This window comes from Bacteroides sp. MSB163 (assembly GCF_036416795.1).
GTDB classification, from domain to species: Bacteria; Bacteroidota; Bacteroidia; order Bacteroidales; family Bacteroidaceae; genus Bacteroides; species Bacteroides maternus.
In genome coordinates, this window is sequence record NZ_CP143867.1 from 2,675,447 (window position 1) to 2,696,138 (window position 20,692).

The 20,692-nt window shown below is 48.6% G+C and carries 18 protein-coding genes and 3 pseudogenes; 17 read left to right on the forward strand and 4 right to left on the reverse strand.

Features of this window, described 5'->3' with window-relative positions; all coding sequences use genetic code 11:
• Positions 1-144: 144 nt before the first annotated feature.
• The 10 genes and pseudogenes from VYM24_RS09690 (at position 145) to VYM24_RS09735 (ending at position 10,859) form a co-directional block, all read left to right on the forward strand.
• Positions 145-795 carry a response regulator transcription factor gene (locus VYM24_RS09690; protein ID WP_330942031.1) on the forward strand — a complete coding sequence of 217 codons (651 nt, stop codon included), beginning with the start codon at positions 145-147 and terminating at the stop codon, positions 793-795.
• 211 nt (positions 796-1,006) lie between these two features.
• A complete protein-coding gene (locus VYM24_RS09695) occupies positions 1,007-3,418 on the forward strand; it encodes an ATP-binding response regulator (RefSeq protein ID WP_330942032.1) in 2,412 nt (803 codons plus the stop codon).
• Positions 3,415-4,722 carry a sigma-54-dependent transcriptional regulator gene (locus VYM24_RS09700; protein ID WP_211737739.1) on the forward strand — a complete coding sequence of 436 codons (1,308 nt, stop codon included), beginning with the start codon at positions 3,415-3,417 and terminating at the stop codon, positions 4,720-4,722. Before VYM24_RS09695 ends, VYM24_RS09700 begins: the two co-directional genes overlap by 4 nt.
• Before the next feature lie 95 nt (positions 4,723-4,817).
• Entirely contained in the window at positions 4,818-5,213 is a 396-nt protein-coding gene (locus VYM24_RS09705) for a hypothetical protein (protein WP_330942033.1), read from the forward strand.
• 228 nt (positions 5,214-5,441) lie between these two features.
• Positions 5,442-6,068 carry an RteC domain-containing protein gene (locus VYM24_RS09710; RefSeq protein WP_330942034.1) on the forward strand — a complete coding sequence of 209 codons (627 nt, stop codon included), beginning with the start codon at positions 5,442-5,444 and terminating at the stop codon, positions 6,066-6,068.
• Between the two features lie 188 nt (positions 6,069-6,256).
• Positions 6,257-6,655: pseudogene (gene mobA / locus VYM24_RS09715) on the forward strand (conjugal transfer protein MobA); the annotation flags it as partial.
• Positions 6,656-6,744: 89 nt separating this feature from the next.
• Positions 6,745-7,866: a conjugal transfer protein MobB gene (gene mobB / locus VYM24_RS09720; RefSeq protein ID WP_211737731.1), complete on the forward strand. Its 1,122-nt coding sequence runs from the start codon at positions 6,745-6,747 to the stop codon at positions 7,864-7,866.
• 33 nt (positions 7,867-7,899) lie between these two features.
• Positions 7,900-9,912 (forward strand): annotated as a pseudogene (gene mobC / locus VYM24_RS09725) (conjugal transfer protein MobC).
• Between the two features lie 38 nt (positions 9,913-9,950).
• Positions 9,951-10,697 (forward strand): annotated as a pseudogene (locus tag VYM24_RS09730) (DNA adenine methylase).
• A complete protein-coding gene (locus tag VYM24_RS09735) occupies positions 10,698-10,859 on the forward strand; it encodes a hypothetical protein (RefSeq protein ID WP_162832120.1) in 162 nt (53 codons plus the stop codon). It begins immediately after the preceding pseudogene.
• 113 nt (positions 10,860-10,972) lie between these two features.
• On the opposite strand, the gene VYM24_RS09740 is transcribed toward VYM24_RS09735, so the two are convergent.
• The 4 genes from VYM24_RS09740 to VYM24_RS09755 all read right to left on the reverse strand — a co-directional run bounded on the left by VYM24_RS09740 (position 10,973) and on the right by VYM24_RS09755 (position 12,527).
• Positions 10,973-11,698, reverse strand: a complete 726-nt coding sequence (locus VYM24_RS09740) for a toprim domain-containing protein (protein ID WP_330942035.1) — start codon at positions 11,696-11,698, stop codon at positions 10,973-10,975.
• A 45-nt stretch (positions 11,699-11,743) separates the two neighbouring features.
• Positions 11,744-11,902, reverse strand: a complete 159-nt coding sequence (locus VYM24_RS09745; RefSeq protein ID WP_008777106.1) for a hypothetical protein — start codon at positions 11,900-11,902, stop codon at positions 11,744-11,746.
• A gap of 16 nt (positions 11,903-11,918) precedes the next feature.
• The gene (locus VYM24_RS09750) at positions 11,919-12,278 is read right to left on the reverse strand and encodes a M23 family metallopeptidase (protein ID WP_330942228.1); all 360 of its coding nucleotides are present in this window, start codon (positions 12,276-12,278) and stop codon (positions 11,919-11,921) included.
• A 117-nt stretch (positions 12,279-12,395) separates the two neighbouring features.
• On the reverse strand, positions 12,396-12,527 hold the full coding sequence (locus VYM24_RS09755) for a hypothetical protein (protein ID WP_330942036.1): 132 nt from the start codon (positions 12,525-12,527) through the stop codon (positions 12,396-12,398).
• Between the two features lie 74 nt (positions 12,528-12,601).
• Here VYM24_RS09755 and VYM24_RS09760 point away from each other — a divergent pair, with 74 nt between their 5' ends.
• The 7 genes from VYM24_RS09760 (at position 12,602) to VYM24_RS09790 (ending at position 20,689) form a co-directional block, all read left to right on the forward strand.
• Positions 12,602-13,744 (forward strand): DUF4099 domain-containing protein, encoded by a 1,143-nt coding sequence (locus tag VYM24_RS09760; RefSeq protein ID WP_211737724.1) that lies wholly within the window; start codon positions 12,602-12,604, stop codon positions 13,742-13,744.
• A gap of 4 nt (positions 13,745-13,748) precedes the next feature.
• Entirely contained in the window at positions 13,749-15,173 is a 1,425-nt protein-coding gene (locus tag VYM24_RS09765; protein ID WP_330942037.1) for a DUF6047 family protein, read from the forward strand.
• Between the two features lie 4 nt (positions 15,174-15,177).
• Positions 15,178-15,993, forward strand: coding sequence for a DUF6047 family protein (locus VYM24_RS09770; RefSeq protein ID WP_330942038.1), 816 nt, complete (start codon positions 15,178-15,180; stop codon positions 15,991-15,993).
• Between the two features lie 4 nt (positions 15,994-15,997).
• Positions 15,998-17,461 (forward strand): DUF6047 family protein, encoded by a 1,464-nt coding sequence (locus VYM24_RS09775; RefSeq protein ID WP_211737718.1) that lies wholly within the window; start codon positions 15,998-16,000, stop codon positions 17,459-17,461.
• Between the two features lie 11 nt (positions 17,462-17,472).
• Positions 17,473-17,634, forward strand: coding sequence for a hypothetical protein (locus VYM24_RS09780; RefSeq protein WP_249222470.1), 162 nt, complete (start codon positions 17,473-17,475; stop codon positions 17,632-17,634).
• Positions 17,635-17,806: 172 nt separating this feature from the next.
• On the forward strand, positions 17,807-18,901 hold the full coding sequence (locus VYM24_RS09785) for a DUF6047 family protein (protein ID WP_330942039.1): 1,095 nt from the start codon (positions 17,807-17,809) through the stop codon (positions 18,899-18,901).
• A gap of 21 nt (positions 18,902-18,922) precedes the next feature.
• The gene (locus tag VYM24_RS09790) at positions 18,923-20,689 is read left to right on the forward strand and encodes a DUF6047 family protein (protein WP_330942040.1); all 1,767 of its coding nucleotides are present in this window, start codon (positions 18,923-18,925) and stop codon (positions 20,687-20,689) included.
• Positions 20,690-20,692: the final 3 nt, after the last annotated feature.

The following is a 20,692-nucleotide window of genomic DNA, read 5'->3' on the forward strand; positions in this document are numbered from 1 at the left end:
TAACAGTTGTCACTGCCCAGACCATCCAGACGTCAGTCAAAGGAGAACAGATGATCGTCACTGTTCGCAAACATACTGCGACAGGCAGGGGAAAACGACATCTTTTAATTATATTATCCCGTTGAACTTTTATTAGGAACAGTCATGAATACTGATACAATATTTATTATCGCGGACAATCAAGATATAACCAGGCGAGGAATGCATGGGTATATTTCCGACCTGTTCGAAGGATGCCATACTGAAGATGTGGCGGACAAGCGGGAACTTCTGCAAGCCTTGACAAAACATAATGAATGCCTTGTCATTTTTGATTATACTTTGTTTGACATGAATGGCGTAGAAGAGTTTCTGATTATAGAAAAACGCTTTCCGGATGTCCGCTGGCTATTATTTTCAGATGAACTGAGCGAGCAGTTTATCCGGAGACTGGGAGTAGAAAAGAATGTCGGAATGATTCTTAAAGAGAGTTCCGGTGAGGAAATCCGTTCCGCATTGAAATGTATGGCTTTGGGAGAGCGTTTTCTTTGTCATCAGATAACCGAACTGTTGATAAGCAATTCCGGCAGGCCGGAACATCATTCCGTCCTCACCGCTACGGAAACGGACATTCTCAAGTTGATAGCGCGTGGAAAATCCGTAAAGGAAATAGCCGCGGAAAGGATATCAAGCGTCCATACCATTGTCACCCATAAAAAAAATATATTCAGAAAACTTGGGGTCAACAATGTGTATGAAGCGACCAGATATGCATTACGCGCAGGTCTGGTCGAACTGGTGGAATATTATATATGACGGTTGGACAGAATAGGGATTCCATTTTACCTATATGAACATCTTAATATCCGTGAATATTTTGCTTATTTATTATGGTTTCTATTGCATGTGCATATATATTCCGGAGTCCTCCAGTCGCTAACGGAAAAATATAGCTCAAAAGCTCTACAAAGTCGTTTTCCGATACTTCCGTTCATATATGGATAATAATTAAATTGAGGGCTTACATATGTGGTTGAAGTTTAAAATCATTTTAGGATATGTCATACTGCTTCTTCTACTCGTTCTGACCATCTATATCTTCCGCAGGGAACAGACGAGGCGGAACAGCCTGCAACAAGATGAACAGGAACTGGCCTGTATCCGGCGTTTGGCTGGAGAAACATATGCAGGTCTGCTGGAACTGTCCACTTACGGTGAAACGGTCAGCGTCTGGGAAGAAAGCGACCTCGGTCTCTACCGAGCAAAAAAGGACAGTATCTGTAACATGTTGCAGGAACTAAAAATATATATGAAATCCCCCGAGCAACAGTCGCGCATGGATTCGTTATGTCTGCTGCTGGAGAGAAAGGAACTGCTGCTGGATACGGTCATGGACACGTTCGGGCGTTTGCGCAAGATCGGCGAGATCGTGAACCGCAAGATTCCGGCAATTGTATCCCGTATCCGGCAGGCGGATATCTCTTCGGCTGTGGAAAAAGAGAAGGAAGAGATCCCGAAGAAGGGTTTCTGGTCATTCATCAGGTTCGGAAGGAAGAAATCAGCCTATCTGCAGCAGAAGGAACTGCTGGAACATCGGCGGCAGTCCGACGAAAAATACCAAGGCATCACATCTGTCGCGAACATGCTGCACTCCCTTGACAGGGAGGTGACCGACATGCAGGAGGCCGAACGGGAAAAGCTGCTGGAACAGATGGACCTCCTGTACAGTAACAACACGGACCTGAACCATAGGCTGAGCCGGATTGTCAGGAACTTTGAAGCGGAAGCCGGGGCTCGGTTCGACGAGCATTACAGGCAGGTCCTTTCCACACGTGACCGTTCGTTTCGTGTGGCCTCCTTTCTGGCCGTTCTTGTCTCGTCGCTGACCGTCCTCCTGTATCTCATCATCCACCGGGATCTGAACAGGATAAACCGGTACCAGCGTCAGCTGGAAGCCTCCAATCGTGAGAACACGGAACTCCTGCAATCGAGAAAACGCATGATGCTTACCATCGCCCATGACCTGCGCTCTCCCCTTGCCACCATCAGGGGAACGGCCGAGCTGCTGCCCGGCGAACAGGAAAAGGCCATTCAGGAGGAATACGCCGGGAATATCCGGCATGCATCGGACTATATGCTCTCGCTGGTGGACACGCTGATGAACTTCTACCTGCTGGATACCGGACAGGCCCGGGAGAACATCTCCATCTTTCGCCTGGAACCCTTGTTCAGGGAGATCGCGGACAACTACACGCCGCTGGTCAAGAAGAAAGGACTGCGGATGTTGACCCGTTTCTCCGGCATGGATGCGGTTGTCTGCAGTGACAGGGGACATCTGCAGCAAATTGTGAACAATCTGCTCTCCAACGCCCAGAAATTTACCGTAAAGGGATACATCCGGCTGGAGGCGGCGTATCATGAAGGGGAACTGTGTGTCAAGGTACAGGATACAGGCACAGGAATGGACGAAGGAGATAAACAGCGAATATTCGATGCGTTCGAGAGGTTGGACAATGCCCGCGGCATTTCCGGATTCGGGCTCGGCCTTGCCATCACCTCCCGTCTGGCCTCACAAATGGGAGGTTCCATTCGGGTGGAGAGCCAGCCGACCGAAGGGAGCTGTTTCATTGTGCTGCTGCCCCTCCTTCTTGCCGACAACGGTTCCCTGAAAGAGGAGCCGCCGCTTCCGACTGGTTATCAGATGGAAGGGCTGCGTGTCCTCCTGCTTGACGACGACCCGAGACAGTTCTCCCTCACACGTGAGATGTTCAGGCGTAACCGGGTCGAATGTGACTGCTGTACCGACTGCCGGAAAGTGGTGGAAAAACTCCGGGAAAATGATTATGATGTCCTGCTTACCGACATCCGGATGCCCGACATGGACGGGTTCGAACTGTTGGGACTGTTGCGCTCGTCCAATATAGAAAGGGCGAGGAGGATTCCGGTCATAGCCCTGACAGCCGGCGTGGAGCCGGAAGCTGAATACCTTTCTGGAGGATTTGCCGGATATGTCCGCAAGCCTTTCCGGATGGAGGAATTGATGGCGGTCGTCTCCCGGAGTGTCGGCAGGGACAGGCAGAGAGCATGGCAGCCGGACTTCTCCCTGATCCTCTCGGGAGAGGATGACAGGGAGGGGATGCTTGATGTCTTCATCTCGGAAAGCCGCAAGGACCTTGACCGGCTACGCAAGGCACTGGAAAAGAATGACCGACCGGCGGTCCGGGAGATCCTGCACAAGAACCTTCCCCTGTGGACGAGCGTCCGCCTTAACTATCCGGCGGAGAAACTACGCGCCATCGTGTTGTCCGATCCGGAACTCTGGACGGAAGAACGGATAAAATGCATCCGTGAAATATGGGAAGCCGCTGAAAGACTGATTGCTTGTGCGGAAAACATGAAGAGGAACATAAGACAGGAAAATGAAATGAGACACTCATGAGAACCATATTGATTATAGAGGATGATGTTGTCTTCGGCCGCAGCATAGGCAACTGGCTGAGGAAGAAAGGAATGGGCACCGCCCATGTGGGTACGCTTTCGGCGGCCCGCAAGGAACTCCAGGCAAAGGAGTTCGACCTCGTCCTGGCTGACCTGCGCCTGCCTGACGGCAACAGTACGGAATTGCTGGAATGGATGAACGGGAAATACTGTTCTGTCCCGTTCCTTATCATGACCAATTACGGCCAGGTGGAGAAAGCGGTGGAAGCCATGCAACTGGGGGCCGTCAATTACCTCTGCAAGCCGGTACAACCGGAAAGGCTGCTGGAGGCCATTGAAAAAGTATTCAGCCGTCCGAGGCATGACGGAACGGAGTTCTATCGTGGTGAAAGTGAAAAGGCGCGTGAGATGTACCGGCAGATAGGCCCGGTGGCCCGTTCCGACATGTCCGTCCTGCTCCGCGGCGCGTCGGGCACGGGCAAGGAACATATCGCTGCCGAGATCCACGAACAGAGTCTGCGCAGGAACAAACCTTTCATAGCCGTGGATTGCGGGACCGTGACCGACGAACTTGGCGGGAGCGAGTTTTTCGGCCACCGTAAGGGTTCGTTCACCGGAGCGGACAGTGACAAGGTGGGACTTTTCCATGCGGCGGAAGGCGGCACGCTGTTCCTGGATGAAATCGGGAACCTCACACCCGTAAACCAGATGAAACTGCTGCGCGCCCTACAAGAGAAGCGTTATCTGCCGGTCGGAACGGTAAAGGAACGTCCTTTCGACGTCCGTCTTGTCGCCGCCACCAACGCGGACCTGGAAGGGGCCATAACGGAAGGGCGGTTCCGTGAGGACCTGTACTACCGGCTGAACGAGTATACCATCCGGGTACCGTCACTCTCGGAATGCAGGGAGGACATCCTTCCGCTCGCCGGATTCTTCCTGAAACATTTTTCTGTAAAGTACCGTAAGGAGGTCCACGGCTTCGAGAGGCTGGCGACCGCCGCATTGCAACAATACGCCTGGCCGGGGAATATCCGGGAACTGAAGAATACGGTCCAACGCGCGGTCGTGTTTGCCAAGGGAGGATGGATATCCGTAGAGTCCTTGAAGCTGGATCTGGATATGAGACAGGAGAAGGTGGCAGTCCTCTCGGAAGAGGAGAAGGAAAAGCAGCTGATTCTTGCCACGCTTGAGAGGACCGGCGGGAATCGTGCCCGTGCGGCCCGAATACTCGGTATTAGCCGGACATCCTTGTATGACAAGCTGAAAAAGTACGATATCCTTCGTCGCGAAACCGGATATTATTAACATCCGTTATTTGCATTTCCGCCCGCTTCGGGATATGTTTGCCGGGAGATATGAATGGCATTTTAGTCTATAACAGCTTTTAATTCAATCTGAATATGGATATACGACCCTTATGCGGCAGACTCGGTTTTGAGGTCTGCGATTTTGAACGCCAGAGAAGAATGTGGCGGACCGGCTTTCTCCTTCCCGGTGATTTCCGTCCGGTGCACGGAAGCATGTCACAAATCATAGAAGAGCAGCTGGTCATCCCCATAACGGCTGAAATTGAAAGAAGCACCCTTAAAAGGATCAGTTACCGGAAATGGTACAGGGAGGGGAATTTTCGCCTGACAACCGGTGGAAAGCCGTTCGCTCTTGTCGAGATGCCCAACCCGGGCACAGGACGTGTGTTCTTCAGGAAGCTCTCCCCAAATGGGAGCCCCTGTTCCATGAGCACTCTACTGTATGATACGGACCAGTTGTGTATCCTGCTGACGGAAACCGTACCCTGAGAACGGCATGTTCGGGCACATCCCTTACAAAAGGTGTACGCTTGCCTTACAATTTTGTAAAGCGGTGTACGCCTTTTGTGTTTACACTCTACGGCCGGGATTTTGTTTTATCTGACTGGTATTCATTCTGTTAACGAGCAATAGACCCAAAACGGTTATCTCCGGCATCATATTCGTCCCTGCATCTTCGCCGGAAGGCACCATTGTCAAACCAAGAAAATGAACAGAATGAGAACACTGACGACACACCGCCTGCTGGACTGCTTCCGGGAAGCGGTCCAGGAAAGAAACACCGTTTCGGAAAACATATTGTCATCCGCCTATGATGAGTTCCTTGACTACCTGCTACGACTTGCAAAGGGTGAAATGCCCCTTCTTGAAAGACTCAGACACCTATACTATCTGGAGCTGGAACTGGACACCTGCCTGAACATGGCAGAGGAGATACCCGGGAAGTACCTGCATATTTGTCTGACGAAAGCTGCGGCTCTTGTCAAGACGGAAATCGGACTACTTCACTTTTCCGTGGAACATCCCGAATACCACACAGTCCCCTCCCTTACGAAAGGGAAGGGGCTGGATCTGCCCCCACTTTACTGGAAGGGTTCCCTTGCCAATCTGATGGAACTGATTGCCTCACTGGATTATTCCGGATTGGTTACGGACGGTACAGGAAACCGACAGTCATTCGCTTCACTGGTGACGGCATTCGGGTTGTTCTTTCATGTCAACCTCCCCAAACCTTACGACCTGCGTGCGGATCTTGCCCGACGTAAGAAAAGCCTCTCGGTGTTGCTCCCAAAACTCCGGGAAGCCTACGAAAAGAATATCGTGAACTGCGGAATCGGGAAGTGAGCAGAGAGTAAAAATCCCCCTGTCACAAATAGTCATCTCCTGTCAGTTGTAGTCACTTCCCGATTTTAGGTTCGTATGAATATTATCACTTATTTTGCTGCCGAATAAATGAAACACTTAAAAGTATGGCAAAGATCAGTAATACGCGCAAGCCTGTGCAGGCTGACAAATCAGGCAAATGAAGAGGCGGACGGACTCCCAAGGAGGAATCCCAGCTTCATTCCTACTATTATGGTTTCCGCCTGGACGAATTCCAGAACATCGAGTTCGAAAGGCTTTTCGAGAACTCGGGAGCCAAAAACAAATCCCAGTTCATCCTTTCCGCCCTCTTTGACAAACCGATGAAAGTCGTAAAGATCGACAAGGTGGCAACGGACTACTACATCAAGCTGACCAACCTGCAAAGCGAATACCGCCGCATAGGTGTGAACTATAACCAGGTGGTCAAGACCTTGCATACCGGACTCTCCGAGAAGAAAGCCCTCGCCATGCTCTATAAATTGGAGCAACTGACTATTGAACTAATATCCCTGAACCGGGAGATTATCCGTCTCACCCAAGAATTCGAACAATGGTTGCAAAAATAACATCAGGAGCCTCTGTCTACGGGGCATTATATTATAATCACGAAAAAGTGGACAAGCAGCAGGCACGGCCACTGTCATGAAACCGGATCATGGAACCGGCAGACGGTCATCCGTCCATCCAGCATTGCATGCGTTCCTTTGAACCGTACCTGGCTGCTAACCGTCGCACCGAGAAACCGGTTATCCATGTCTCACTCAATCCGCACCCGGACGATATACTGGCTGATGAGCAGCTGGCAGCCATCGGGCAGGAATACATGGAAATGATGGGGTATGGCGACCAGCCCTATATCATCTACCGGCACGAGGATATCGGCAGGCCCCATATCCATATCGTCTCCCTGCGCATCGACGGGCAAGGAAAGAAAATCAATGATTATAAAGAGTGGCAACGCTCTACCACCGTTTGCCGGGAGCTGGAAAGAAAATACCACTTGTTGCCTGCCGAGAAACAGGAACGTCGTGAATCTTTGCCGCTGGCTGTCGTTGATTACCATAAAGGGGATATCAAGCACCAGATAGCAGGTGTGGTCAAGCCCGTCATGCAAGGGTACAAATTCCAATCCATTAAGGAATTTAAAGCCCTGCTCGGTCTTTTCCATGTGACGGTGGAAGAAACCCGTAAAACGATAGAGGGGAAGACCTGCCACGGACTGGTTTATGCGGCTACCGATGAGAAGGGTGACCGGGTGGGCGTAGCCATCAAATCCAGCAAGATCGGCAAGAGTGTAGGATATGCGGCACTTCAAAAGAAATTTTTCAAAAGTAAGCAATGGATGGCAAAACATCCGATACCCGAGGGGACGAAAGAAGCGATTGCCACGGCTCTGAAACAGGATACCCGTCAGGAATTCCTGCAGGCTTTAAGTAAGAAAGGCATCACCGCCATGCTTTATGAGAACGCTGCGGGAGTGATTTATGGAGTTACTTATATTGACCATACCTCCCGAACCGTATTCAAAGGTTCGGCATTGGGAAAGGAATACTCGGCATCGGTCGTCAACCGGCAGTATGGTGTGGTTCTATCGGGAAAGGAAGAAGAAGTGCCTGTCTTGCATCCGACTGGACCGGAAACAAAAGAACCGGGACTGGTGGAAGGAATGCTGGACATCTTCTCACCGGAATCCTATCCTTATTCGGCAGAAGACCTGCCCCAAAGCCCTTACGGAAAAAAGAAAAAGAGAAAGCGCAAAGGTCCGCATCTCGGCTAATACAATGTATCACTATTAATCCATTAAGATAATATGTCACAGGACGAAACCAGAGGACTTAATAAGAACCTCGACTTTATGAGGGCTGTCAGCATCATCTTTTTAGTAATGAATGTTTATTATTTCTGTTATCCCTACTTTCTTTCCATGAATCTGACTATCGGCGTGGTGGACAAGATGCTGCTCAACTTCCAACGGGATACGGGACTGTTTTCCTACTCGTTGGTCAGCAAATCCTTCAGCCTGCTCTTCCTCTTCTTCTCCTGTATGGGAGCTAAAGGACGGAAAGATGTGGAGATGTCATGAAAGCATATCGGCTGTTATCTTACAGCCGGAGTGTTGCTCTTTTTCGGTAGTGAGTTCTTATTGACAACCCGTTTCTCTGTTACGCTTCTTACCTTATCATATATAGCTACCGTAGCCGCCGGATATATCTGCCTGCTTACCGCCGGAGTCTGGATTACCCGTTTGCTGAAGAACCAGCTCATGGATGACGTCTTTAATGATGAGAACGAGAGCTTCATGCAGGAAACCCGCTTGATCGCCAATGAATATTCGGTGAACCTGCCGACACGTTTCTATTACAAGAAAAAGTGGCACAATGGCTGGATTAATGTCGTATCCCCGCAGAGGGGATGCATTGTGGTGGGATGTCCCGGTAGCGGGAAATCCTACTGTGTCATCAACCAGTTCATCAAGCAGCAAATAGAGAAAGGCTATGCACTCTATTGCTATGACTTCAAATTTCCGGATTTAAGCCTGATCGCTTATAACCAGCTGCTTAAGAATAAAGATAAATATGCCAAGCCGGTCGGTTTCTATGTCATTAATTTTGATGATCCACGCCACAGTCACCGGTGTAATCCGCTTAATCCCTCATTCCTGTCCGATATTGCGGATGCCTATGAATCAGCTTATGTGATCATGCTCAACATGAATAAGAGTTGGATTCAGAAGCAGGGGGACTTTTTTGTGGAAAGCCCGATTGTGCTCTTCGCTGCCGTGATCTGGTATTTGAAAATTTTTGAAAACGGACAGTACTGCACCTTCCCGCATGCCATCGAGCTGTTGAATAAGCCATATTCCGACCTGTTCACTATCCTTACCTCTTACCGGGAGCTGGAAAATTATCTTTCCCCGTTTATGGATGCCTGGAAAGGCGGTGCGATGGAGCAGCTCCAAGGCCAGATAGCTTCCGCTAAGATTCCGTTGTCCAGGTTGATTTCACCTGCCCTTTACTGGATCATGACCGGAGATGACTTCACGCTGGATATCAACAATCCGGATGCCCCCAAAGTACTGTGCGTAGGCAATAACCCTGACCGCCAGAACATTTATTCGGCGGCATTGGGGTTGTACAATGCCCGTATCGTCAAGATGGTGAACCGGAAAGGCAAGCTCAAATGTTCCATCCTGGTGGACGAGGTTCCAACTATTTATTTTAAAGGGCTTGACACGTTGATAGCCACCGCCCGGAGCAACAAGGTGGCTGTCATGCTCGGTGCCCAAGACTACAGTCAACTCGTTAGGGATTACGGCGATAAGGAGGCGCGTGTGATCCAAAATACAATCGGCAATATTTTTGCCGGGCAAGTAGTGGGTGAAACCGCAAAGAATCTCTCGGAAAGGTTCGGAAAAATACTCCAACAGCGCAAGTCCATCAATATGACTAGGGAGGACACCTCGACCAATATCTCTACCCAGCTCGACTCGCTCATCCCCGCCTCCAAGATATCCAACCTCTCGCAGGGGGAATTTGTCGGTTCGGTCTGCGACAGTTTCGATGAAAAGATAAATCAGAAGATATTCCATGCCGAAATCATAGTGGATAACGAACAGGTAGCCGCGGAAACGAAAGCCTACCGGAAAATCCCGGTGATCACGAACTTTACCGGTGCGGACGGTAAGGACCACATGGAAGAGGAAATCGAAAGGAACTACTATCAAATCAAAGAAGATGTGGCGCAGATTATTGAAAAAGAACTGCTCCGCATTGAGAATGATCCCAATCTGAAACACCTGCTGGAAACGGCAGAAGATGAATAATCCCTATATAATTTATTAATCATTTAAATGTTGTAAACATGGAAAAAGTAAAGAAAAGTTCTCCGACTGGTCTGCCGGGAAAGCCCTGCTTCCCTTGGGTGGGAGGCAAAAGAAGACTGCTCCCCGTACTGATCGAATCGCTTCCGAAAGACTTCGGGCAGATGGATACATACGTAGAACCGTTTGTCGGCGGCGGTGCCCTGTTCTTCTGAATAAGACAAACCTATCCGGAAATCCGCTGCGTCATCAATGATTCCAACGAGAGCCTGGTCAATGTCTACCGCGTCATCAAGGAATCCCCGGAAGAGTTGATCGGGGTGCTTGCCCGGATACAGGAGGAATACATCGCATTGGAAGAACATGCCCGAAGAAAAGCCTACTTCATGGAGAAACGTACCTATTACAATGAAGGTACCCCGGATAACATCACCCGTGTAGCCCTGTTTATCTTCTTTATGCGCACTTGCTATAACGGCATCTACTCCGTGAACCGCAAGGGAAAGCTGTCCGTCACCTTCGGTTTCGGTGGAAGGGTGAAACTACTGGAAGAGGAACTGATCCGCTTTAACCATAAACTGTTGCAGGATGTCATTATTCTGGACGGTGACTACCGGCAGACCGGAAAGTACATCGGAACCAAATCCCTCTTTTATTTTGACCCGCCTTACAAGCCGGTCAATGAGAGTAATGCCTGTACCTCGTATATGCCGCAGGACTTCGGGGACGAAGAGCAGGTCGCCCTGGCAGATTTCTGTAAGGAAATAGACGACGCGGGTGGCAAATGAATGCTTTCCAACTCCGATCCCCGGCAGAAGAATCCGGAGAATACCTTCTTCGACGACCTCTATGCCGGTTTCCATATCCAGCGGATCAGTATCTTCCGTTCCATTTGCTCCATTGCCGAGAAGAGGGAAACGGTCAACGAGCTGCTGATTAGAAATTACTAAAAACAGCTATCCGGAAGTTAACCGGAGGCTGAAATAATAAAGAGCGCCAAATCTGTTTAACCGGATTTGGCCCTCTTTTTATGCTTTAAGCGGTGACAGCTTTGTTATAATTTTCAACCGTGCTGTTTCGTTTGCGACCTTTCCTTGGTGGAAATGTTTCCGGCATGGCGTTGCCGGTTCTCCGGAACCATCTTCTTTCCCAGCAGGTAATCATTCAGGTCATTATATTCCGCATAACAGTCCGACTTGTTCTTAACCGGACATCCGGCTTCTGTCATTTGGCAGAATGCTTGCTTTCCTGCAGGATCATTATCCAGCAGACAGAAAGCACTCTTATATTCTTTTAATATCGGGATAGCCTTGTTTACATTGCTGACCGAATTTAATACGATATAATCGGCAGGCTGCCCGCTGCCGGGGCGCATTGATTTGAGTGTGAGGTATGACAGGTAGTCCATGAAACCTTCGACTACGATACAATGGTCGCCGCCGTTTTTAATATGTGTAATCTCCTTGGGAGAGATGCTCCCTTTCAGGTATTTGTTGCGGATCTCATACCCGCCGCTCCGGTTGGCAAAGGCCACGGCAAAATACCATTTGCCCTTGTTCTCGAAATGCACTTCCTTGCAAGTCTTCCGGGCAATTTCGGCTAAGATACCTCTTTCCTTGAGATAATCCAGCAAGACCGGGTTCGTCAGCGGAACAACGCGTACCTGCCGGTAACCGGCAGCCTGCGGCTCCGGCTTCCTGACAGAGGCGGCAGGCCGGAAAGCAGCCGGGAAATGTCCCTCTATCGCTTTTAATGCATAAGAGATATTCTTCGTCTTTTGTAGCTCCATCGTCAGGGTGATGATGTCCCCTCCTTGTCCGATACCGAAATCATATCATAGGTTGCGGGATGTGCTCACCTTGAAAGAAGGTGTCTTCTCCTCACGGAAAGGAGAACAATACCAGATACTGTCCCCGTGTTGTCTGACCGGGGAAAATCCCATGCGCCGGAGATAATCCTCCAACGGAATGCGTTTAGCTTCTTCAATATTCATTGTATAACGAATTGGATTAATGGCTCTTTTTATAACGTGAATCCCTCAGTATCACCCATTGCAGGGGATTCTGCGGCTTCCCGTTTTTTCTCAGTTCAAAATGCAAGTGATTGCCGGTCGCGATACCGGTATGCCCGACATTGCCGATACGCCGACCCATGTGGACAATGTTTCCCTTTTTCACGTACAATTTACTTAAGTGCGCATACAGCGTGGAAAAGCCACCCGCATGCCGGATTTCGACGTACCAGCCGTAACTGCTGCTGTACCGGGCTTCAACGACCTTCCCGTTTCCCGAAGCATAGACCGGCGTGCCATAAGGTGCGGCTATATCCACTCCGGCATGGAGTACCCTTTTCTTTCTCACCGGATGCATCCTTATTCCGAAACCGGAAGAGAGGGCAAACCTCCTCCGGCTCTCATTCAAGGGGAATATAATAGGATAATCAGCCAGTACGGTTACCGGCAACCGGCTGTTTCATACGAAAGATTTTCACTGCCGGGCGGAATGGATACGGCAGATGATTGAACTGAGTCCGCTTCTGAACTCCTTCGACGGGGATTGTGTAAAAGCCAGACATGACAATAAGTGACAGAACATGACAATCAATGACAACTTCTTCATAATCAATTTATTTAATGGCAAAGATAGTAATTTTACCCTTGCAAATGATTCATTAATCTTTAAAATTAACGTATATGGACAATGTAAACTTAGCCCCTGAAAACAACGGAGCAACTCAGGAACACGGGTATCTGATGGCGTATGACAAGAAAGAGCAGAAAGCCAAAGGAGTAAAAGGAATCGCAGCGAATGGCGAACTGGAAACGCTCGAAGCCAATGAAGCGGACAAAGGCCAGTTCATCAAGGTGGACCAGAGAGGTAACTTCTTCACCAACTTCGGAAAGAACTTTCTCTACCATTACAACAATCCGGGACGTTACTCCTTGTACAACATCCCGAAAGAAACACCTGTAGAGCAGGCCAAAGAAAAAATAGAGGCAGCGCAGCTACCACAGAACGAAGCGGTAAGAAAAGAGCTGGCTTCGACCAGGGTGTATAACAACCACCGTTATAATGAACGGGAAATCAATTGGGAACAGGCTGCCAGATATGGCATTACCCCGGATGTCCTGAAAAATTCGAAGGACAGTCTTGAAAGGATGTTGCAAGGGAAATCTTCCGCTGTAGCCTTCCATATAGCCAAACCTTCCGAGCTGGGTCGTGAAAGTGGTGATGCTAAACTCTCCCTGTTCCGTGATGAGAACGGTGTGGTCAAGTTTGACATCCATTATATCCGTCAGGCTCCCAAAGTGGGTGAAGATTACAGGGGATACACATTGACGGAGGACGATCTCAAGACATTAAACCAGACCGGCAACCTGGGTAAAACAGTCGACATGGTCATTGATTACCGCACCAAGGAAACCAGGCCCTGCTACCTTTCCAAAGACCCGGTAACGAATGAATTGTTTCACATGCCCGTAGAGCAGGTACGCGTTCCCCGCAAGGTAAAAGATTATACGCTTTCCCCATCAGAATATGAAGCCGCCTTACGTGGAGAGGAAGTGCCTATCCGTTTCAAGTCCAATAACGGGAACTATTATACCACATCCATTCAGATGAGTGCCGCCGAGCGGGGTGTTGAATTCCTCTGGGAAAGAAGCACCAAGAAGCTGGAAGAGGGGCGGAAACAGATACAACAGCAGGTCAGCAACGGTGAGCAGCAGACAAACGGGCCGGTACAAATAGCCGGGAAGCCTTTGAAAAAGGAAGAAGCCTCCCGGCAAGCGGAAAAGAAAACACGTACCCGCAAGCCGTCCATAATCCCTAAAATGTAATAATATGGCAGCCTATTTTTCTGATGACCCCAAGCAGCTGGACGAGCTTTTCAAGAAAGACGGTGAAGGCTATCTTCTTGTCGGTTATGAAACCGGCAAGGAGAAACCTCATGCGGAATCCTCCTATATACTCTATTCTGCCGATCCCGACAGGCAAGACCCTGTTTATACGTTCATGGCTCTGTTCAGCCGGGAAACGATAAAAGCCAAACATTCCGCTTTCGTACCGGATACCCGTCTGGAAATCTATTCATTCCCGAAAATGACGGATGTGCCTGTCCTTACAGGGGATATTACCAAGAAAGAATATATCAACCGGTTCTTTCTGCCCTATGTCCGGGAGAAGGGACTGGTTCCCCTGATAAGCACCAATCTGAGGAATGTACTGTTTGCACAGTCACGCAGCGACATCCTCATGGTATCCGGCGAGCTGCCCAAGTTGACGGCAGAGCAATTGGACGGACTACTCCAGTTTCATAGGAAGCAGGATGAACGGGCTGTCCGATATGACTATAACCCGGTTTATAAATTACCCTTGCATGCTGTGGAAACTTCCAAAGGAATCCTGTTCTTCAGTGATACCCAAACAGGACGGGATGGATTAAAAATTTTTTATCAGCAACTATCCGACAACTATTTCCGGGTTCATAGCGAACCCGGTCCCGTCAGGCAATACCAGGTCAACAGGCTATCCGACGATATCTGTCCCTTGGTGGATGCCTGTTACCGGAAGAACCCTCAAAACGGGAAAGGGAAATATGACTTTGATGAAACCATCTTCTCAAAAGATACGTTCCGTGACCGGAACCTGTGGAAGCAGACGTTTGAAACGAATATGAAGCCGACCGCTTCTGAATTCCTTCGCCTGACAGAATTTGCCGGATGCTCTGCAAACCGTAACAATGCGGATATCAGCAAACTGCTGTATTTGATAGAAAACGGATTCAAGCGTGACCTTGTGGCTGATCCGGCTTTCGGATACCGGAATGTATTTCAAGAGTATGTCACCCGGATAGACAACTGCATCAACGGACAATCCTCCGGTCTGAATTTGGTCGATGTGCTGGATGAAATGCGCCAAAAAGCGGAGAATATTCTCCAAACGGAATTCGATGTAAGGGGACACCGTACATTGGAAAGAGCACTGAATGACAAAAGCGTTCCGTTTCTCATTGGGGGAGCCGATGCCAGCCAGGCCATGAGACAAGCCCTTCTGGAAGGCAAATGGATCTACTCTTCCAAAATCTCCGAATCAATGCCCGGTTTGCACTTTCTCCATGCCGACAAGAAATGTAACCGGGTAATGGCATACTCCAAATCTCCGGCAGGTAAAGCTGTGTATCAAGAGAAAAACGGCAGAATCATCCCATATACCGCCGCTTTGAAAAAAGAAACAAAAACGAAAAAGAACAATTCCCCTAAATTATAAAATTATGAAGCAACCCGAACAATCCTATACAGCCATAGAAACCGCTGACGGCTTTTTGTTCTTCACCCATACGGCGGAAGGGCAGGCAAATATGCAGAAATTCCTGCAGCTTGTGGCGGATCATTACTTTGATCCCCATTTCAACCTCGGTCCCGTCCATGTTTACAGGGCGGAAGGCATCCTCCGACAGGGACCGTCTGTCAATCCGGGCGGGAACCTGTTCACTGAATATCCTTACCTGAAGATGGACAGACTCCCAAAGATGGAGCTGGCATACCGTAATGAGATGAAGCCTACCCCGGAAGATTTCCGCAGTTTCTGCCACAATGCGCACTGTGACATCAGCCACCGCAACTGTAATATTATTGATGCGTTGGATGCGATGGCGGACAAGGAACGCACAGTTACCGAACTCTCCCGTCGACCCGCGACACCGGAAATACGTGAACAGATAGAGGAAAACAGCCGTGATAAGGACGAGCTGGATAAACTCCTCAAGCGGTTCTACGACGTACGCGGACACCGGACGGTCGAAAGGATTCTCAGTGACCCGATGGACAGTGTCATGGTAGACGGTGTTCGCCTCTTTACCCCTCACCGGCAGGTATTGCAGGCGGGACATGTGCTCTTTCTGCCCGCAGAGGCAAGGGACAACCCGTCCCATTCCTATGCATGGGTGAATGGGGATTTCTCCCGGATCGTATTCTCTAAAGAACCGCCTGCAAACAAGCAGGTATTCAAGGTGAAAGCGGTTATCGAAAAGGCTTTGGATAAAAAGCGGGGCGTGAAAAAGAAAACACACACCCATCCTAAACTGTAGAAACATGGACAAGAGAGACCAAATGGAAAATTCATTTTTCGACCCCGAAAGACCGGGCAGTATATTCATTGCGATAGACCGGTATCACCATTATACACCGTTACCGGGCAACTCACTCAGGTTCGTCGAAGGAAACCAAAGGGAGATAACGGATGCCGCCTTTCATAAGTTCCTGTCGGACAATGTCAACGAAGTCAAAAGCTGTACGTATGTGCCGGATGTGGAGATGGTACGGTATGACCTGAATTGGATGAGGGATGTGCCGTCACCGGATACACACATGCCTTTGGACAAGTATATCCGGCAGGAGCTGTTGCCTTACTTGCAGCGGAGCTTTCAGTACCCTTCCCGTCAGATCTCACTCTCGGACGCTGTCTACTGCTCCAGATATAAAGGAGATACCGATTGCAGCATCCTGAAAAAGTATTTCGTGCAGGAAGCCGATTATATGAGTTTCCGCAGATCCCAGGACGAAAGGCAGAAAATCTACCGGGGAGAGGCGAATTTCCGGACACCGCTGAAAGTGGTGGAGAATGACTTCGGGTATCTGATATTCTCCGGCAATGAAATCGGAAAAGAAGGATTCAGGGAATGTTTGCAGCATATCATCGACCATTACTTCGATCCGCATTACGACATCGGCCATCTGGGTGTCTATGAATATCCGTATGTAACGGAAGAGCTGGCAGCCCATATTGACGCATCCTACCGGATCGACCATGCCCGGCAGCTGAATAATTCTTTTGAATTCCAGCGTGAGAACCACGTGCCCCAATCCAAATTGCCGGACAAGTTTATTAATGGGCTGACTCCTCTATTTTACAGCCCGATGGAAACGACGGCTGACGGATTTATGGAACTGGCTGACAAATTCCATTTCGATCCGGACGTACGCGCGCAAATCATCCCTTCCAACCGGGACATTTACCGGCTGCTGACCGTGATGAAGAACGGTTATATGAATATTCATGAGCAGCCGTTTACCTACTTTAAGGAGTTATTGCCAGTTGCCCGGAAACTCGAAAGAATAACGCAGGTACGATCAGCGGCTGATTTCGATAGGAAGGAATTCAAACAAGCCTCCATGGAAATCCGGGAGGCCGCCGACAGTATTCTGAAAAGGGATTTCGATGTGAGGGGGCACCGTTCCCTCAAGAACATGCTGGATGATCCGATGGTAGAATTTACCGTGGGGAACCGGAGACTGAATGACGTGCAGAAATCAGTATTGTCTTCCGGTTATGCGCTTTATATCCCGGAGAACAACCGGGAGGCGGTCAGACACCTGCAATACTGCATGGCGGACTTCGAACGGAACCGGATGAAGAACTCATCCGAGCCTTTCCCCGTCAAGACCTATACCTTGAAAGAGGAACTGCTCCATCCGCTACCCACGGATAGAAATAAGAAAACGAGAGCTGTCAAAAAGCCGGAGAACCCCAAACGACATATGAACCGTTTAAAATAGTAACAGGAAATATGATATCCAAAAGTCAGATTTGTATCGGGGCACGGATTGTAGAGAACGATCCGGAAGAACAGGCCCCGTTCCTTATAAAGGAAAAGTCATCACCATCAAGGAAACCGGAAAAGGAGAGATGGACTACTTTGTCCGCATCCGGCTGGATGACGAATCCATGAAGCAAAAAAGAATCTCCCTTTGCTGCCCGGACAAGAGCATGGTCTGTTTTCCATGAGCCATAGACTTGGAGGAAAAGCAGGAGGTGGAGCATAAGATAAAAAATGAAAAAGCTACCGGCCCGTCGAAAGGGCGTAAACTCTCTTAATCATTCACTTTATAAATCAGAAGAATATGAATACAAACGATACCATTCTTTTTAATGTAAACGACGAGCTGGGTAAAGTGGTTGATTACAGCCATATATCCGGAGAGAACCAGGATATGCTGTGCGGCAATTACCTGAGGGAGCAGGCGGAACTCGCACTGGGCGGGACCTATATCCCGGAAGAAACCATCTATTGTCTCCAAATGGACAAAGACATCGATATGGATACTCCTTCCGTCATACATGAAGTCATGTATAACGGGGAATTGGAGGAACTCCCTTCCATTTCGCTCAGAAGTCTTGTTTTCGCCCATGAAATCTCTGCAAGGGGATTACCCATACACATGTTTGATACGGTTGCTCTGCTGGAAAGGATAAATGACAGTGCCGACACGGCAAAAGTACTGGAGGCATACATACACTATCATTCGGAAAAGATGGACAATACCCGGGAGAGAACGGTTACCGCCATACAAAGCGGGAACGGTGTGCTTTTATTCGATGATACCGGAAGGGGAATCCACTGCATGGAACGGTATCTGCAATATCTGGCAGACAATTATTTCTCATCAGCATTGAGAGGTGTTGACTCCCTTGAGATCTATTATTTCAGCACCGCCAACAATATCATAGTGGAAGATTCCAGACAATGCGCTGCCATGTTCACACCGGAGATGCCACACTGTTTCATCCCCTCGGAAGCTGTCTATTATCCAAAGGATCTCATGAAAGACCATTCTCCATCCGTCCGGTGTTCCATGAAACCCGACAAAAGCGATTATGATAATTTCTTAAGCAGGTTCAATCTGGATAGAAGCGAACTCATGACAGATATTGCCCGTCTGGATGAAATCTACAAGAATGGCATTGACATCTCCAAACCCGGCTACGGGTTTATCCATGAAAACAGCTTTGAGAAGATACTGGAGAAACTGACGCACTCCTACTTGAAAAAATCAGAGCATTCGCCACTTTCCGAAGCCCTCCAAAAAACAGCAAAGGATGTGGCCGGAAGAATCCTGCAAACAGAATACAATGTCCGGGGATACGAACCTTCCAAACCGGAAAAGAAGGAGGCGAAAAAAGAAGCAAGAAAGAAATCCGGATTAGTCAAATTATAATCATTAATAAAAAGAAAAAACATGAAACAGAAAAATCCCGAACTTATCCTTCATTTTTTTGTTGCTCAGGACTCCAAAGGAAAACCCCGGCAACTGGAAATACACCTGATACCGGAGAAAGAAGTATCGATGGCAAATCAAAGATTTACCGAATATTTACGGCGGCAAAGGGAAATGTACAAACTATCCCTCGTTCAAAGCCACCTGCCTGATCTTGATTTGTGTCGTTACCAGTTTCCCTCAGGAGTAACCTGCCCGGATATCCGTCCCTTTGACAAGGATAACAGCCTGGTACCTAAATTTATCAGTGAGAACGGAGGAAGCATGCAAAACAATGTCCCACTCAGAGGATTGGAATACCTTTATTCACGCGATGCAGAAAAAAGCCTGCCCATGCTGGTATCCAGCGGGCTTGCGGACTACCTGCTTGTACAGCCGGAAGCCAAACGTTTCGCATTGGCACAGAATACCCTCCATGATGATCCGTCAGAAACCCTGACCGCTGTAGAAACCGCAAAAGGAGTGCTTTTGTTTGAATATTCCGGTTACGGAAAGATGTGCTGCCATTCCTATATGCAACATCTGGCCGACCATTTTTTTATTACGGACGAAGATAAACCGGAGTTTGTCAACCTGTACAAACTGGCTAATCCGAATGTAGAGGCTATAAAGGCGTTTCAGACATCCACCAATCCCTTCTCATTATATACAAACGATTTTATACCGGATAAAGCGCAATATCTGGATGCGGCTATCCTGAGAAATGCACGACTGGACAGGAGCCATCGCATAGAACCGACGTTTGACGCTTATGACAAATTCGCGTCCTCCTATGGAACAGTTACAAGTATCGCAAATGCCCAGATACTCCGGCTGCTGTCTTTACAAGAAACAGCCGGAATTTATAGAATAGATTATATAACCGGACAAATTCCGTTCATGCATAAGAACTCTTTTAACTCACAGTTTAATGCGTTACAGAATATTCCGGCAGAAAACAAGGGTGAACAGGAGAAGGTAAAAGCATTGATCCGTGATCAGGCAGCCTACATTTTAAAACGTGATTATGGAATTTCACCGGATAACCGGCAGAATAGAGAGATAGAGCCCGTCATCTCCATACAGACTCCCAAAGGTGCCGTTTACCTGCCTGCCACGGATGAAGGAGCTGTCTACAAACAATGCTATTTGCAATATCTGGCTGACCGGTTCTTCACTCCGGAAGTACAGGCTCTGGAACGGATCAGGGAATTCTACATCTCCAATCCGAACCATAGCACGGAACATTATATGCAGAAGCATCTGGGCTTTTTCCAATCCAATCCTTTCTATGGGGAATTGGCGAAAATGCCATTGTATCCCATAGAGCAATCCGAACTGCTGAAAAAAGGCGGCTATCCCATAGAACCGACTTATCATGCCTTCAAACAGTTCACGGAAGATTACCATTTATCGATAACGTCGAAGAATGCAGAGATATTCAATCTGCTCTTCATACGGGAATACGGTCTGCCGGCAGATTTCAATTCCAATGAAAGTTATAAAGAATTCGCCTACAATAGTGAATTCAAACCGCTGGATCAAGAAATGTCCGAACTGCAATCCAAAAAAGGATATAGTGAGAAAGCATTCTATAATATCCAAAACAGACAGCAGCAACTTGCCGACAGGATACTTGGTCTGGTATATAAACTGACCTGTCCGCCATTGCAGCTGACCGGACCGGCGACATCGGAAAAGATAAAGGCTGTTCCCCGTCGTAACAAGTCACATAATCCCCGTATCTAAAAC